Annotated in this window: 16 protein-coding genes and 3 pseudogenes; 11 read left to right on the top strand and 8 right to left on the bottom strand. The window is 62.5% G+C overall.

All coding sequences use genetic code 11. The annotated features are described in order from the left end of the window. The first annotated feature begins 1 nt into the window (after position 1). From dhaL to G9X64_RS25775, 6 genes are read left to right on the top strand one after another with little or no spacing between them, the layout of a single operon-like run. The gene (gene dhaL, locus G9X64_RS25800; protein WP_168311629.1) at positions 2 to 619 is read left to right on the top strand and encodes a dihydroxyacetone kinase subunit DhaL; all 618 of its coding nucleotides are present in this window, start codon (positions 2 to 4) and stop codon (positions 617 to 619) included. 17 nt (positions 620 to 636) lie between these two features. Beyond that, positions 637 to 1,035 (top strand): dihydroxyacetone kinase phosphoryl donor subunit DhaM, encoded by a 399-nt coding sequence (gene dhaM / locus G9X64_RS25795; protein ID WP_168311630.1) that lies wholly within the window; start codon positions 637 to 639, stop codon positions 1,033 to 1,035. After that, positions 1,035 to 1,379: an HPr family phosphocarrier protein gene (locus G9X64_RS25790; RefSeq protein ID WP_097619127.1), complete on the top strand. Its 345-nt coding sequence runs from the start codon at positions 1,035 to 1,037 to the stop codon at positions 1,377 to 1,379. The genes dhaM and G9X64_RS25790 overlap by 1 nt, the downstream gene beginning before the upstream one ends. Next, complete coding sequence (locus G9X64_RS25785; RefSeq protein ID WP_168311631.1) at positions 1,363 to 2,967, top strand: putative PEP-binding protein; 1,605 nt, start codon at positions 1,363 to 1,365, stop codon at positions 2,965 to 2,967. Before G9X64_RS25790 ends, G9X64_RS25785 begins: the two co-directional genes overlap by 17 nt. A 1-nt stretch (position 2,968) precedes the next feature. Next, complete coding sequence (locus G9X64_RS25780; RefSeq protein ID WP_168311632.1) at positions 2,969 to 3,376, top strand: hypothetical protein; 408 nt, start codon at positions 2,969 to 2,971, stop codon at positions 3,374 to 3,376. Positions 3,377 to 3,427: 51 nt separating this feature from the next. Then, positions 3,428 to 4,420 (top strand): dihydroxyacetone kinase subunit DhaK, encoded by a 993-nt coding sequence (locus tag G9X64_RS25775; RefSeq protein WP_168311633.1) that lies wholly within the window; start codon positions 3,428 to 3,430, stop codon positions 4,418 to 4,420. Between the two features lie 13 nt (positions 4,421 to 4,433). Here G9X64_RS25775 and G9X64_RS25770 read toward each other — a convergent pair whose 3' ends face one another. From G9X64_RS25770 to G9X64_RS36730, 3 genes and pseudogenes are all read right to left on the bottom strand, one after another. Then, a complete protein-coding gene (locus G9X64_RS25770) occupies positions 4,434 to 5,162 on the bottom strand; it encodes an esterase family protein (protein ID WP_171377638.1) in 729 nt (242 codons plus the stop codon). Continuing rightward, entirely contained in the window at positions 5,159 to 6,118 is a 960-nt protein-coding gene (locus G9X64_RS25765) for an acetylxylan esterase (RefSeq protein ID WP_168311635.1), read from the bottom strand. Before G9X64_RS25765 ends, G9X64_RS25770 begins: the two co-directional genes overlap by 4 nt. A gap of 81 nt (positions 6,119 to 6,199) precedes the next feature. After that, a pseudogene (locus G9X64_RS36730) lies at positions 6,200 to 6,449 on the bottom strand (NADPH-dependent FMN reductase family protein); the annotation flags it as partial. Between G9X64_RS36730 and G9X64_RS25760 the strand changes: the two are divergent. Next, positions 6,447 to 6,566, top strand: a pseudogene (locus G9X64_RS25760) (TetR/AcrR family transcriptional regulator); the annotation flags it as partial. The pseudogenes G9X64_RS36730 and G9X64_RS25760 sit on opposite strands and share 3 nt — an antisense overlap. A gap of 2 nt (positions 6,567 to 6,568) precedes the next feature. Then, positions 6,569 to 7,533, top strand: a pseudogene (locus tag G9X64_RS25755) (alpha/beta fold hydrolase); the annotation flags it as partial. Between the two features lie 79 nt (positions 7,534 to 7,612). Here G9X64_RS25755 and G9X64_RS25750 read toward each other — a convergent pair. Together G9X64_RS25750 and G9X64_RS25745 are read right to left on the bottom strand one after the other, a co-directional pair. After that, a complete protein-coding gene (locus G9X64_RS25750) occupies positions 7,613 to 8,005 on the bottom strand; it encodes a VOC family protein (RefSeq protein ID WP_168311636.1) in 393 nt (130 codons plus the stop codon). A 184-nt stretch (positions 8,006 to 8,189) separates the two neighbouring features. Further along, positions 8,190 to 8,972 (bottom strand): alpha/beta fold hydrolase, encoded by a 783-nt coding sequence (locus G9X64_RS25745; RefSeq protein ID WP_168311637.1) that lies wholly within the window; start codon positions 8,970 to 8,972, stop codon positions 8,190 to 8,192. Between the two features lie 369 nt (positions 8,973 to 9,341). On the opposite strand from G9X64_RS25745, the gene G9X64_RS25740 reads away from it, so the two are divergent. Then, positions 9,342 to 10,034, top strand: coding sequence for a GntR family transcriptional regulator (locus G9X64_RS25740; protein ID WP_168284355.1), 693 nt, complete (start codon positions 9,342 to 9,344; stop codon positions 10,032 to 10,034). A gap of 5 nt (positions 10,035 to 10,039) precedes the next feature. Here G9X64_RS25740 and G9X64_RS25735 read toward each other — a convergent pair whose 3' ends face one another. Both G9X64_RS25735 and G9X64_RS25730 read right to left on the bottom strand, forming a co-directional pair. Continuing rightward, positions 10,040 to 10,435, bottom strand: coding sequence for a hypothetical protein (locus G9X64_RS25735; RefSeq protein ID WP_003540671.1), 396 nt, complete (start codon positions 10,433 to 10,435; stop codon positions 10,040 to 10,042). A 121-nt stretch (positions 10,436 to 10,556) separates the two neighbouring features. Further along, positions 10,557 to 11,168 (bottom strand): O-methyltransferase, encoded by a 612-nt coding sequence (locus tag G9X64_RS25730; RefSeq protein ID WP_168311638.1) that lies wholly within the window; start codon positions 11,166 to 11,168, stop codon positions 10,557 to 10,559. 269 nt (positions 11,169 to 11,437) lie between these two features. On the opposite strand from G9X64_RS25730, the gene G9X64_RS25725 reads away from it, so the two are divergent. Together G9X64_RS25725 and G9X64_RS25720 are read left to right on the top strand one after the other, a co-directional pair. Further along, entirely contained in the window at positions 11,438 to 12,208 is a 771-nt protein-coding gene (locus G9X64_RS25725; protein WP_168311639.1) for a siderophore-interacting protein, read from the top strand. Positions 12,209 to 12,356: 148 nt separating this feature from the next. Further along, positions 12,357 to 12,863 (top strand): MarR family winged helix-turn-helix transcriptional regulator, encoded by a 507-nt coding sequence (locus tag G9X64_RS25720; protein WP_168311640.1) that lies wholly within the window; start codon positions 12,357 to 12,359, stop codon positions 12,861 to 12,863. Between the two features lie 81 nt (positions 12,864 to 12,944). Here the strand turns inward: G9X64_RS25720 and G9X64_RS25715 are convergent, their stop codons facing one another. Further along, positions 12,945 to 14,225 carry an epoxide hydrolase family protein gene (locus G9X64_RS25715; protein ID WP_171377803.1) on the bottom strand — a complete coding sequence of 427 codons (1,281 nt, stop codon included), beginning with the start codon at positions 14,223 to 14,225 and terminating at the stop codon, positions 12,945 to 12,947. Positions 14,226 to 14,283: the final 58 nt, after the last annotated feature.

The following is a 14,283-nucleotide window of genomic DNA, read 5'->3' as shown; positions in this document are numbered from 1 at the left end:
GATGGCAGTGCAGGCGGAACCGATGCTTGTGGCAGGATTGATCGAGGTGTGCCGCGCGACGATCGCGGAGAACACCGATCACCTCTGCGCACTCGATCGCGCCATCGGCGATGGCGATCACGGAACCAATATGCGGCGCGGCTGCGAGGCGGTGAGCGCCGAGGGCGAAAGCCTGTCCAGCCTGCCCTTTCCCGACGCTGTGGAAAAGATCGGTCTGACACTGGTAATGAATGTCGGGGGTGCTGCCGGCCCGCTCTACGGCACGCTGCTGATGGAGATTGGCCGCGAGCTTCGCAAAAGCCCGGAAAAGGCCGATTTCTCGCAGGTGCTGAAACAGGCGATCGACGCGGTGGCAAGACGCGGGCGCGCCCATGCCGGCGACAAGACGCTTCTTGATGTGCTCTATCCCGTGCACGCCGCACTGGCAAAGCGGTCACCACTCGGCGACATTGCCCGCAAGGCCGAACGCTCCGCCGACAGGACCGCCGCGATGAAGGCGATGCGCGGGCGCGCCGCCTATCTCGGCGACCGCTCGATCGGCCACGTCGATCCCGGCGCCTCGAGCTGCGCGCTGCTGACCACGGCGATCTGCCGCTATCTCGGGGAGCATCGCCCCTAATGAATCCAAGGACGGACATGAATGGAAAGACTGCAAATGTGGGTATCGTGATCGTCTCCCACTCGCCGCTGGTGGCAAGGGGGATCGCCGACATGGTGCGGCAGATGGTCGGCGACTGCGTGCCGCTCGCCTGGTCGGGCGGCAATGCCCATGGCGAACTCGGCACCGATGCCGGCGGCATTCTGAGGGCGATCGAAGCCGCCTGGTCCGATGCCGGCGTCGCCGTCTTCGTCGATCTCGGCGGTGCTGAAACCAACAGCGAGATGGCGATCGAAATGCTGGGCCTTCCCCGCTCAGGCCTCGTCTCCATCTGCAACGCGCCGCTGGTCGAAGGCGCCGTCATCGCCGCCGCCGAGGCGTCGGGGGGCGCGTCGCTTGCCAAGGTCGTCGCCACAGCCGAGGAACTCTCCCCCTGATGACGAGCGGATTGCGTATTGAAAAACAGGAGCCCGATCCATTGCACGTGAATTGCCAGACGGAGGTGGAAGTCAAGCACGGCGTCGGGCTGCATGCCCGCCCCTCCGTGACCTTCACGCGGCTTGCCAAGTCCTTCCCCTGCTCGATCGAGGTCGCCGTCAACGGCAGCGATATCTGGCTGAACGGCAAGAGCATCATCAAGATCATGGGCGCGAGAATCCGCAAAGGATCGATCCTCCGGATCCGCGCCGACGGCATTCTCGCCGAAGAGGCGATCCGCGCCCTTAAGGAACTCATCGAGCGCAACTTCGATGAGGAAAAGAAACATGGCCGAACCGCTTAAGCTGAAAGGAAAGAGCGCATCCCCGGGCATCGCATCCGGCCCGGCCTTTCTCGCGGAGGAGCCGAAGGCTCCTTCCGCTGCCGAACGGCCGGACGCTGCCACAGCACCCGGAACCGTCGGCGGATTCGGCGCGCTGGAAAAGGCGATCGACATCTCGATCAACGAACTCGAGCGCCTTGCCGAAGGAGCCGACGCCGAAAGCCGCGATATCATCGATTTCCAGATCGAGGTGCTGCGCGATCCGACGATCGCGGAAGCGACAGGCGCGCGCATGGAAGGGGACCAGAACGTCGTCTTCGCCTGGGTCGCCACCCTCGACGCCTATATCGGCGAACTCGAAGCGGCCGACGAGGAACAGATGCGGGCCCGCGCCGTCGATATTCTCGACATCAAGAACCGCGTGCTCGGGGCGCTCGCCGGCACCCCGATCGCCGATTTTCCGCCCGGTTCGGTCTTCGTCGGCAAGGACATGGAGCCGAGCCGCTTTCTCGCCCATGACTGGTCAAAGGGCGGCGGCATCGCACTGTTTGCGGGCAGCACCGCCGGCCATGTCGCCCTGCTCGCTCGGGCGAAATCGGTACCGATGGTGGTCGGCACCGGCCGCTTTTCGGTCGCGGAAGGCGATCCTGTCAGCGTCGATGGCGACGCCGGCACGGTCGTCCTGCAGACGGGCGGCATGCTGATCCCGCCGCTTGCACCCCCACAAGCGCCCGCCGGCGACACGCAAACCGAAAGCGGTGAACTGCGCACGGCAGACGGTGTGCCCATCCTCATCTCCATCAACATCAACGATCCCGCCGAGATCGATACGCTCGATCCGGCAACGGCGGGCGTCGGCCTGATGCGCTCGGAATTTTCCGTCACCTCGCTCGCCGATGCCGCCAATGAGGAACGGCAGCTTGCGATCTATCGCCACGTGATGGAACAGGCGGGCGAAAAGCCGGTGACCATAAGAATGCTCGATATCGGCGGCGACAAGCCGCTTGCCGGCCTGGAAGATCTGCCGACTCTGGATTCGGGCTTGCGCGGCATCCGGCTGCTGCTTGCCCGGCCGGAAATCGCCCGCGTCCAGGCCCGTGCCCTGCTGCGCGCCGCCGTCTTCGGCAGACTCTCGGTGATGCTGCCGATGGTGACCTTTCCCGACGAGATCGACAGGATGCGCGAAATATTCCGCGAGGAAGCCGAAAAGCTCGGCCGCCGTTCCCTGCTCCATCGTATGCCGCCGATCGGCATGATGGTGGAGGTGCCGGCAGCCGCATTGATGCTCGACACTTTTGGATCTGCCGCGTTCTTCTCGTTCGGAACCAACGATCTCGCGCAATATCTCGCCGCCTCCGCCCGCGACGACATCGACGCCGATGCCGGCAAGGCAGCACCCGCCGTACTCCGGCTCATTGCCCAGGCTGTTAAGCTGACCTCCGGCAAGCCGGTCAGCATCTGCGGCGACATGGCTGGCAATCCGAGCTATCTACCGGGGTTGCTCGCCGCCGGTCTCCGGCATTTTTCCGTGGCGCCGGCCCGGCGTCCCGCGATAAGATCGGCGATCATCGGCCTCAACGCCGATGGCACAAGGGCAGCCGGAGAATAGGATGGCGCGCGAAGAGACCGAAGACGCCATTATTGCCTACAAGTCCATTCTGGCGCAGATCATCGACAACAGGCCATCGGGCACGCGCCAACGCCTGGCGACGGCGCTTGGAAAACATCGCAGCTTCGTCACCCAGATCACCAGCCCGACCTATGCGACGCCGCTGCCGGCGCGCCATCTCGCGACCATCGTCCGCGTCTGCCATTTCAGCGCCGCTGAACAGGAGCGCTTTCTCGAAGCCTATCAGGCCGCCCATCCCGGCAAGTTGCCGGACCTCGGCCATTCCGAGAAATTGCGGCACCTGTCGCTGATGGTGCCCGATTTCGGCGACGACAGGAAAAACCGCCTGCTGGAAGAGGCGATCTCCGATCTGGTGCAGAAGATCGTCGCCATATCGGGTGCGGAATGACGAGTGAGCTGGTTAACGTAACGTAATGCTTTTGGCCTTGGGAGGGGCTTGATGAAGAAGTTCATGAACGCTGCGGAAACCATGGTCGCCGAAAGCGTCGAAGGCTTCGTGCGCGCCCATGAGGCCTTCGTGGTGTTCGGGCCCGAGCGCAAGTGCATCCGCCGCCGCCATCTTACCCCTGGCAAGGTGGCGCTTATATCAGGCGGCGGCGCCGGTCATGAGCCGATGCATATCGGCTTCGTTGGCCACGGCATGCTGGATGCCGCCTGCGTCGGCCATATCTTCACCTCGCCGACACCGAGCCAGATCATTGCCGCCATCGAAGAAGCCGATACCGGCGCCGGCTGCCTGCTCGTGGTCAAGAATTACGACGGCGACCTGATGAATTTCGAAATGGCGATCGAGATGGCCAGCGACCGCCACAGCCTCGACATGGTCGTCGTCAGCGACGATATCGAAACGTCGAGAACAGGCGAAGGCCGCGGCCGGCGCGGTGTCGCCGGAACGCTGATCGTCGAAAAGATCCTCGGTGCTGCCGCCGAACGCGGCATGCCGCTTGCCGCGTTGAAGCAGCTTGGCGAGGGACTGAACACACGCATCCGCTCCATGGGTGTCGCGCTGAACGGCGTGACAGTGCCGCAGACCGAGCGCACGACGTTTTCGCTCGGACCCGACGAAATGGAAATAGGCGTCGGCATCCATGGCGAGCCCGGCCATGCCAGGCAGCCTTTCGCCGCCTCGGACGCCATCATCGATCATCTCTGCCAGACCATCGCCGGCGACATCGCGATGACGCCGGGCGGCAAGGCACTGCTCTTCGTCAACGGCCTCGGCGGAACCCCGCCCGCCGAACTCTATCTCGCCTATAACAGCGCCCGCCGCTTCATCGAGGAGAAAGCCATCCCGATCGAACGCTCGCTTGTTGGAACCTACGTCACCTCGCTCGACATGCAGGGACTGTCGGTCACCCTTGCCTTGCTGACCGACGAGGAGATCGCGCTCTGGGACGAGCCGGTGGCGACGGCGGCTTTGCGTTGGCCGTGACGGCATCCCGGTGTCAGATGTAAAGCGGCGCCATCTTCCTCCAGGCTCCGGCGCGGTGGGCGCGTCCGTCCCAGACATGTAACTGATGCCCGACATTTTTCTCGCCCAGCAACCGGCTGAGATAACGGTTGTTGTCGAGGAAAGGATCGGCATCGCCGATGGTGAGAACGATGTCGAGCTGACGCAGCCTGTCGAGCCGCCAGTCGTCGCCAAGTCCGGGCAGGAAATGCACCGGCGTGTGGAAATAGATGCTGTCGTCGTAATAGCCGTCGAACAGGTCGCCGAAGGATTCCACCTTCATCGTCAGGTCGTAGCGGCCGGAAAAGGCGACGAGCTTGCGGAAGAGATGCGGATGGCGGAAGACGAGGCTCGCCGCCTGAAAGGCGCCGAGGCTGCATCCGTGCACGATGGTGCAGTCATGCGAGTTCTTCGCCGCCATCAGCGGCAGCACCTCGTTGAGGATATACTCCTCCAGAGCGGCATGCCGACGGATGCGTTCGGCCGGATGGCGATGGAAGCCATAGAGGCTCTCGGCCGCCAGGCCCTCGATGCAATAGAGTTGAAGTTGTCCGGCCTGCAGCTTGTCGGCAAGGCTTCCGACCAAGCCGAGCTGCTCATATTCGAAGAAGCGCCCTTCCCGCGTCGGGAAAACCAAAACCTTGGCGCCGGCATGGCCGAACACCAGCATCTCCATGTCTCGATGCAGCCGCTGACTGTACCAGCGCAGATATTCGCGGTTCATGGCACCCTGAAAAACTGTCCCACCTTGTCGCGGAGAATCGCCTCTTGCTCAGCTCTGTCAGGATAGTCGAAATGCCCTGCATCCAGGATGAAGATTTCATTACATTTTGGTATCGCATTCGCGACAGCAAACTGGCAGGGCGGCGCGACCGAAGGATCGAACAGCGCAACAGCAACCAGCATCGGCACCTTGATCCGCGAAGCGGCCGTTGCCGCATCGTAGAGCCGAAGCGTCTCGAGCACATCTGCGTGTTTCTTATAATACTCCTGCACCGATTGCGCGCTGCCGACTGTCGGCAAGGTCAGCCGCAGCGGCTGATCCCCGAAACTCGGCAGCGTCAGATGACCGCGATCGATGCGCTGTTCGTAAGCGATCGCCATCGCCCCGACACCGCCGCCGAAGCTGATGCCGCTATAACCGATATACCCTGACAGCCAGGGATAGAGCGCAACAAGCGTCGAAACCGCGAGCCAGATATCCTCGACGCAGCCGCCGATGATATAGGATTTCGGCTTGTCGATATCGTGCAGCACATGCCAGGAGGGATTCTGCGAGATCGGCGGACGAGCGCTAAGCGACAGCCCGCGGCAGCAGGGAAAAAGCACTGCCGTTTCCTTGACTGGCAGATCGAATTCAGGCCGATCCCGCCCGCCATAACCATGCCCGACGACGAGGCCGCGCCGCACCTCCCCCTTGCGCGGCAGGATGAGCCAGCCGCCGATCCGGAAAGAGCCGGTCGAGAGATAGACGAGGTCGAGCACGTGCCAGTCGGGATGGGTGATCTTGCTCCGGCGCAGCACCGGCTGCGGATCGACCGCCAGCGCTTTCAGATAGCGCGCCTGCCAGAACGCATCGAAACCCTCAGGCGCCTCCGGCGGCTCGACCGCGAGAAGCTCCGCGAGAGGCATGCCGTAGGTGGGGTCGAAATCGAAGGGATGTGTCTTGGGAATGCTCATCCAAGGCTTTTCTCGTGAAAAGGCCGGCGGCGCAAGGCTCTGCCCGCGCCGACCCGCAAAACGGCGCGGCCGCACAGCCCTCTATTGCCGCGAACCGTCAAAAAGCCCACAGCCGATGGCGCGCGCCGCCATGAGATGAGCGGCCACATCGTCCGGCCCGGCTTCGAGCAGCAGCTCGGATGTCACTACCGGGGGCGCCGCAATAGTTGAAGATGCCGTGATCGACCTGCGTCTTCATGGCGCCGAAATAGCCGTGCCGCGCATAGGTCCCGGCATCGGCGCTGCCAAGCCCGACCAGATGTACCGGCAGACGGCCGAGCAGCTTCGCCACCCTGGTACCCGCCCCGGCCTGCTCGTAGCGCTCTACCGCGAATTCGACGCCCGCCAGACGGCTGTGATGGACGCAGCCCTTGCGGCAAGCCAGCCGTCGCTCGCCGACCGGGCCACAGCCTAGACATCCACTTCATTCACGTCAGCTCGAAACATCCGAATACCCTGCCCGTCATCATCACCCATGGCTGGCCGGGATCGGTATTCGAGAACCTCAAGATCATCGGCCCGCTCACCGATCCGACCGCTCATGGCGGACGCGCCGAAGATGCGTTCGACGTGGTCATTCCGTCGATGCCGGGCTACGGCTTTTCCGGCAAGCCGACCGGCACCGGCTGGGGCCGGACCGCATCGCGCGGGCCTGGGCGGAATTGATGAAGCGCCTCGCTTACAGCAGCTACGTCGCCCAGGGCGGCGACTGGGGCTCGCCGGTCTCCGGCGCGATGGCACGGCTCGCGCCACAAGGTCTGCTCGGCATCCACATCAACCTGCCGGCTGTCGTGCCGCCCGTAGTTGCCGCGGTGCTCGCCGCGGGCGGGCCGGCGCCGCAGCGACTCTCCACCGAGGAACGCGCGGCGTTCAATGCCCTCAGCGCCGCAGCCAAGATGGGGAACAGGTCCTATGCCACGATGATGGGCACGAGGCCGCAGACGATCGGCTACGCCATATCGGATTCCCCGGCCGGCCTTGCGGCGTGGACGCTCGGTCATCCAGGCTTCACGCACTGGACCTACGACAGCAGCGATCCCGAAAAGTCTCCCGACGAGGTGCTCGACGACATCACGCTTTACTGGTTGACCAACAGCGCCGCTTCCTCGGCCCGGATCTACTGGGAATATGGCGGCGGGCGCAGTCCCGTCCTTGCGGCCGGGGAGAAGACCTCCAAGATCGCGCTTCCGGTCGCCATCACCGTCTTTCCTGGGGAGAGCTATCAGGCCCCGGAGACATGGGCCCGTCGCGCCTATCGCAACCTTAGCTAGTTCCACAAGGTCGACAAGGGCGGCCACTTCGCCGCCTGGGAGCAGCCGGAGCTCTTCTCCGCCGAGCTTCGAGCAGCGTTCAGGCCGCTGCGCCGACCGATATGAGAGGAGCGGCGGCCCCTCGCCGCTCAGGGATGCAGCCGCCTGGTATGATTATCCATGATCGGCACGGGGGTCGCCTCCCTCACGGATTCCAGCCGCCGCTGCCATAGGCGCGCGTGATGATTTCAACCAGGTGGCCGTTCGGATCTTCGAAATAGACCCCGCGCCCGTTGTCGTGGTCATTGGTCTCGCTCGGCTTCCGCTGGCCGGGGTCAGCCCAGTAGCGCAGGTTCCGCTCGCGAATTCGATTGAATATCGCCTCGAATTCACCGTCTCCGACCAGGAAGGCGTAGTGTTGGCGGACGATCTCGCCTTCCGTATCCATATAATCGAGATTGGCGTCGTTGTCGGTCGTGACCATGTAGAACGGCCCCCAGCGCCGCGGCGCTGGCAGCCCCAACATATCGGCCAGAAAATCTGCCGAGGTCTTGCTGTCGCGAGCCAAGAGGATGGTATGATTGAAGTGGATGGCCATAGCGGTCTCTCGCAAGCGAGGTGAACTGCAACTTCGATGGAGGCTTAGTTCGGTTAACACCCTCGGCCGCCTCTTGTTCCGAACCTCGGCCAAACTTGACGCGACCGTCGCGGCATCATGGCCCATCACCAAAGCAAGCCGGTGACTAGCCGGCGAACGGCCCTGCCGCTTCCCGGCCTCGGCATCAGTCCGTATTCTGTCCCGCCGCCTCGAGGATCAGCTTTGTGATCTCGTCCGGGTGGGAGATCAGCGACAGATGGCTGGCCTGGATTTCAATGGTCTTCGCGCCCATGCGTTTGGCCATGAAGCGTTCGAGATCGGGATTTATCGTCCGGTCCTCGGTCGAGACGGCATACCAGCTCGGCTTCGAACGCCAGGCGGCCTGTGTCGTCTTGCCGGTCAGCAGCGCCTTTTGGAATGGCTGCTGCACGGCATAGAGAACTTTCGCTTTCGCCTCCGGCAGGTCGCCGGCGAAATCACGCAGGAAGGCTTCCTCGCTCAGCCGACCCTCGTCGCCGTCGAAGACGATGCCGGCAGAAGCCGGCGGCGTTGGGAAGGTTTTGGCGAGAGCGGTATAGTCCTCACCTGCATCCGGCGCCCGCGCCGCCACATAGACGAGCGCCGAAACATCAGGGTGCACGCCGGCCTCGGTGACCATCATGCCGGAAAACGAATGCCCGACCAGAACCGTCGGGCCGTCCTGCCGGTCGAGCACCCGCTTCACGGCAGCGACGGCCTCCGGCAGCGTCGTCAGCGGGTTCTGCACCGCCGTGGCATTGAGCCCGGCCGCCTGCAGGCGCGCGATCACCTCGGTCCAGCAAGAGCCGTCGGCAAACAGCCCGTGCGCCAAAACGACGTTGCGCGCCTTAACCGGAGCGGATGTCGCAGCCATGCCGCGGGTGGCAAGCAGAGAAGCGGCGGCGCCGGCAACAAGGGCAGCCGAGAAAGTCCGTCTGTTCATCATCATGATCTGGTTCCTTGTGCGTCCAGGAATTGAAGGATTGAAAGCATGCGGGTTCGGGACCGAAGAACCGAAGCCAAGTCAAAATCGGTTGGTCTGTGATGCCATGTCGGCACGGTTTGCTTTGCCCGGCGCGAGGCGTTGACCTTCGCCGCGTTGCGGCTCCCGCCTATTCAAATCGGTATTTGAAGCGGCTTCGTGTTTGGAGAAGCCTTGCTTGCTGAGATTTATGTATTCCCATCCGATATAAAGTCAATTATTGAATACGTAACACCTTCGTGATGCCATAAGTGTATACGCTGAGCGGCGCATCAATCGCATTTGCATACACAATCGATCGAGCCGTCGATGTTGAAACAGATCGGAGATAACGGAATGGCGAATGGATTCGAAACCGAGGATGACGGCGATGATCGCGGGTTGCTCTCCGACCGCATTCGCAACGCCCTGACCGACGAGATAGCCACCGGCACGCTGGCGGCGGGCGCAGCATTGGATGAACAGCAGCTTGCCGATCGCTTCGGCGCCTCCCGCACGCCGGTTCGCGAAGCGCTGCGTCAGCTGGCGGCGGGCGGCCTCGTCGAGCTTCGCGCCCGACGCGGCGGTGTCGTCGCCCGCATGACGCCGGAACGCATCATGGAAATGTTCGAAACGGTGGCCGAGATCGAGGCAGTATGCGTCAGGCTCGCCGCCTACCGCATGACGCCGCTGGAGCGCAGCCATCTGATCGAACTGCACGACCTCTCAGAGCCGATCGTCGAAGCCGGAAATTTCGATGCCTACGACAGCCTCAACCGCCAATTCCATGAAGCCATCTATCACGCCACCCACAATAGCTTCCTTGCCGAACAGGCGATCGCCGTGCGTAACCGCCTGAACGCCTTCCGGCGCACGCAGTTGCGCCAGGGCGAACGGCTCCGCCGATCCCGGGACGAACACGAGGCAATCATGCAGGCGATCGCCGAAGGCGACGGTGAGATGGCATCCCGGCGCATGCGCGCCCACATGCTGAACGCCGCCACCTCGCTCAGCCGTTTCATCGAAACCAATAAGCCGGGGGGAGTTTGACGTTCTTACGGCACGGGGCAGCGGTATTTATAGGCGATCAAGGTCGTCATCAGCTCGTCGCCGGTGGCCTCGCGAATGCCGGGATTCTCTTCTAGGAATGTACACAACGTATTGCCGATTGCTTCCGCAGTCGTTCCAACCGGCACACAGACGTTTACCCCAACGGAGTTGGCAAAATACGCCGAATTCACCATTGCTTTGGGCGCAGGAACGACTTCGGTGAAAATACGGCGGGCCAAATACTCGTCCCGGTTCCACTTGTCCAACCAACCCGCGACATATCCGACGACAAACTGCCGTGAGCCGCCGCAATCAGAATAAAGGAGGTCACCGCTGGAAAATCCGGCGGGAATCTTTGCTGAAACCGTTGCCAACAGGGTGGCGATAAGAATGCCCGACATCACATCTCCAAAGCTCGCGATGGCGGAGCTTTGATCGGGAAAGTGTCGGAAATTAGCTTCAAACGTGTCATCTTTTTTTCTGCAACTAAAAACAAAATGGCCGCTGATCTCACCTCCAGCCTCAATCGAACCGACTGACCTCAAGCCCGCTGCCGACCGGCAGCAGCACGCTTGATATCCCGGGCTTGGCACGAACGGCTTGCCCGTAGCGTTTGAGATCATCGCCTCCCGGGCGCAGCATGTTATCGGCAACGATGATCGCGCTCGGATTGAGCTTGGGATAGAAAGCATCGAGGCAGGGAACGTAGAGATCCTTCCAGAGATCCACCAGCACGAAGTCGATGCCGGAGCAGAGCGCGCCGATCATCTGGACCGCATCCCCGACTTTGAATTCCACATACTCCGCGAGCCCCGCCTTGACGGCCATGTCGCGCGCGTGGGCCGATTTGTAGTCGTGCATTTCCATGGTGATCAGCCGGCCGCCGGAGGCGCGCGCGGCTTCCGCCAGCCATATCCCGGAATAACCGAAGGAGGTGCCGAGTTCGAGAATGGTCGGGCTCTTGAGGCTTTTGGCGAGGATATTGATGAATTGTCCGGTCGCAGGCCCGACCGCCCGCAGCCGCTGATCCTGTCCTCCGTCGCGCCCGCCGGGGGGCAGCTTGCGCGGACTGTTATGCTCCGTCTCGATCATCGCGTGATAGATGTCGAGCACGTCCTGGATTCTGCTGTCCATTGTCTTCTCCATGACCGCCTGCGCGTTGATCAGCCGATCATTGCCCGAACGGAACGGCACCAGAAAGTTAAACTTTGGCAATCATCGCCCTTGTTGGTCACCTTGCCGTTGCAGATGCTGCCGCCGTCGGCTACATCACACCGTCAATGGTCGGGTCACCCGGCCACGTAAGCGTTAACGTCACTCAACGCGTATGATCGAACGGCTTTGCGGCTTCGATCTGCGCGACTGTGTCCTGCGGATCGAGCTCAAAAAGCTTCTGAGGACACATGGATAACAATCAACTCAAAGATCAGACTTCACCGGCTCCCGGCATCGAACGGGTCCGCCACGACACGCGACGGCGCACTCTCTCGGTCGAAAGCGTCGTCGACATCACTCCCGGCATGCGCCGCATCACATTGACCGGCGATGATCTCGCCGATTTCATCAGCCTTGCGCCCGACGACCACATCAAGATTTTCGTACCGGCCGCCGATGGCAGCGAAGAACGCCGTGACTACACGCCCTGCCGTTATGACAATATCGAACGGAAATTGATCATCGACTTCGCCTTGCATGAGGCAGGCCCAGTGACCCAATGGGCGATCGACGCACGCCCCGGCGACAGGCTCGAGATCGGCGGACCAAGGGGCTCCGCGGTGGTCTCCCAGACGGTAAAGCGGTGGCTGCTGATCGGCGACGAAACCGCACTGCCGGCGATCGGCCGTCGGATCGAGGAGAGTGGTGCCGGAACCGTCATCACCACAATCGCAGCCGTCACCGGCCCCTTGGAAGAGCAGACCTTCGAGACATCAGCCGAACTGCACCTCCACTGGGCGCACCGGCCTCTTTCTCAGGCAACCGATGCCGCAGCTCTGTTGAAACTCTTGAGCACGGTCGATATCCAGCCGGAAACCTTCATCTGGGTCGCGGCGGAAGCCTCGGTGACACGCGATATCCGCGCCTACCTGCTGGAACGAGGTTGCCCGCTCGGCTGGATCAAGGCGTCCGGCTACTGGGTATTCGGCAAGGCCGATACGACGGAGAAGTTCGGCTAGGCGGCAAGGCGTCGACGGGCCGCCGCTCCTGAAGCTGGGGGCGACGGCCGGACAAGCTGCTCGAAAAGAGTCACCAATTCAGTTGCGATTTAATCGGATACGATGTATATGCAACTCCTACCATTCAGAGCCTGGATAGGATGAAACCATGCCCGTATCTAAAACCGCAAGACAGCCTGGCACGCCTGCGCCCGCCTCCCCGTCAGCAGGCAAGGACGGCCGGAAACTTTCCAACTTTCTGTGCTTCGCGGTCTATTCTGCAAATCTCGCCTTCGGCCGCGCCTACAAGCCGATCCTGGATGAGCTTGGCCTGACCTATACCCAATACATCGCCATGGTGGCCCTCTCCGAAGAGGACGACCAGACCGTTGGAGTGTTGGGGGAAAAGATGTTCCTCGAATCCAACACGCTGACGCCCATCCTCAAGAAGCTGGAGTCGAATGGCTATATCACCCGTCACCGCGATCCCGCCGACGAACGCCAGGTGCGGGTCAGCCTGACGCCGGCAGGGCGCCAACTCGTTGAAACCGATCCCGGCAACGCGCTGCTTGGGGCCACCGGCCTTGGCGACGACTTTCCCGTCGTCCAGAAATCGGTGACGACGCTGCGCGACAACCTCCTGCGGTCAACGCAGCGCGAACCGGGGAAATCGTGATTGCGGCATCAGTCGCCCGATCCCGCCTAGAGCATGTCGCGCAAAAGAAAGCGAATCTGAAAGATCGTGACACGCTTAGGTCTACTGTCGCAGCGGCCGGAACGCAGTCCTGAGCTCGGCAGTGAAAAGCATCGGCTGTTCCCAGGCGGCGAAGTGACCGCCCTTCGGCAACCGGTTGTAATGGATGAGCTTCGGATAGGCCTTCTCCGCCCAGCTCTGCGGCGCCTGGTAGATCTCGTCGGGAAAAGCACTGACCGCCACCGGGATCTTGATGCCCCTGGGATCGAAGAACCCGCCCGACGGATGGTGCGCGTTGTCCCAATAGAGGCGTGCCGAGGAGATTGCTGTGTTCGTCAGCCAGTAGAGCGTGACGTTGTCGAGGATATCGTCCTTGGTCAGCCCCTCGGGCTCTCCATCGAAAACGCGGGCGATCATCCGGTAACTGCGGATGTCGTGATCGAGCATCCACGCCGCAAGCCCGACCGGCGAGTCGACGATCCCGTAGAGCGTCTGCGGCCGGTTGTTCATCTCGATGGCATAGCCCAGCCCATTCTTGTAGAAATCGTCGAGCTGATCGAAGGCGCGCCTTTCGTCCGGCGACAGGTCGGCTGGCGGCATGCCGCCGGCGGCAAGAGCCTTGGCGATGTCAGCAGGAACCGTGGCCGCCATGTTCGTGTGAATGCCGAGCAATCCCGCCGGCTCCTGCACCGCCATCAATTCGGTCACCGCATTGCCCCAGTCGCCACCCTGCGCCACGAACTTCGTGTAGCCGAGACGTTGCATCAGCGTCGCCCAGGCATGCGCGATGCGGGGCGGGTTCCAGTTCCCCGACCCCGTCGGTTTCCCGGAAAAGCCGTAGCCCGGCAAAGACGGGATCACCACGTCAAATGCGTCCTCTTCGCTCCCGCCATGCGCCGTCGGATCGGTGAGCGGTTCGATGATCTTCAGTTGCTCGATAATCGAGCCGGCCCATCCATGTGTGACGATCAGCGGCAGCGCATTTTTATGCTTGGAGCGGACGTGAATGAAGTGGATATCCAGCCCGTCGATCTCGGTGATGAATTGCGGCAAAGCATTGAGCCGCGCCTCCATCTTGCGCCAGTCGTAATCCGTCGCCCAATGTTTCGCGAGTTTCTGGATTGTCGCGAGCTGCACGCCCTGCGTATCATCGGCGACGGTCTCCTTATCAGGCCAACGGGTGGCCGCGACGCGCCGGCGCAGATCGTCAAGCTGATCCTCGGGGAAATTGACGCTGAACGGGCTAAGCCCGTCGCCGTTTGCCTCAGCGCTGCGCGTCCCGGCAAGCATGCCGATGGCCCCGGCGGCGGCCGTGGCCGCAAGCAGCTCGCGCCGCGTGGGCATTGATGTTGGAGTGGACGGCCCCTGAACGGCATCGAAATGTGCCAGAATGAGCTGTTGA

The sequence above is a fragment of the Rhizobium sophorae genome (assembly GCF_013087515.1).
In the GTDB taxonomy this organism is placed as follows: Bacteria; Pseudomonadota; Alphaproteobacteria; order Rhizobiales; family Rhizobiaceae; genus Rhizobium; species Rhizobium sophorae.
This window is presented reverse-complemented; position numbering and strand designations above follow the sequence as displayed.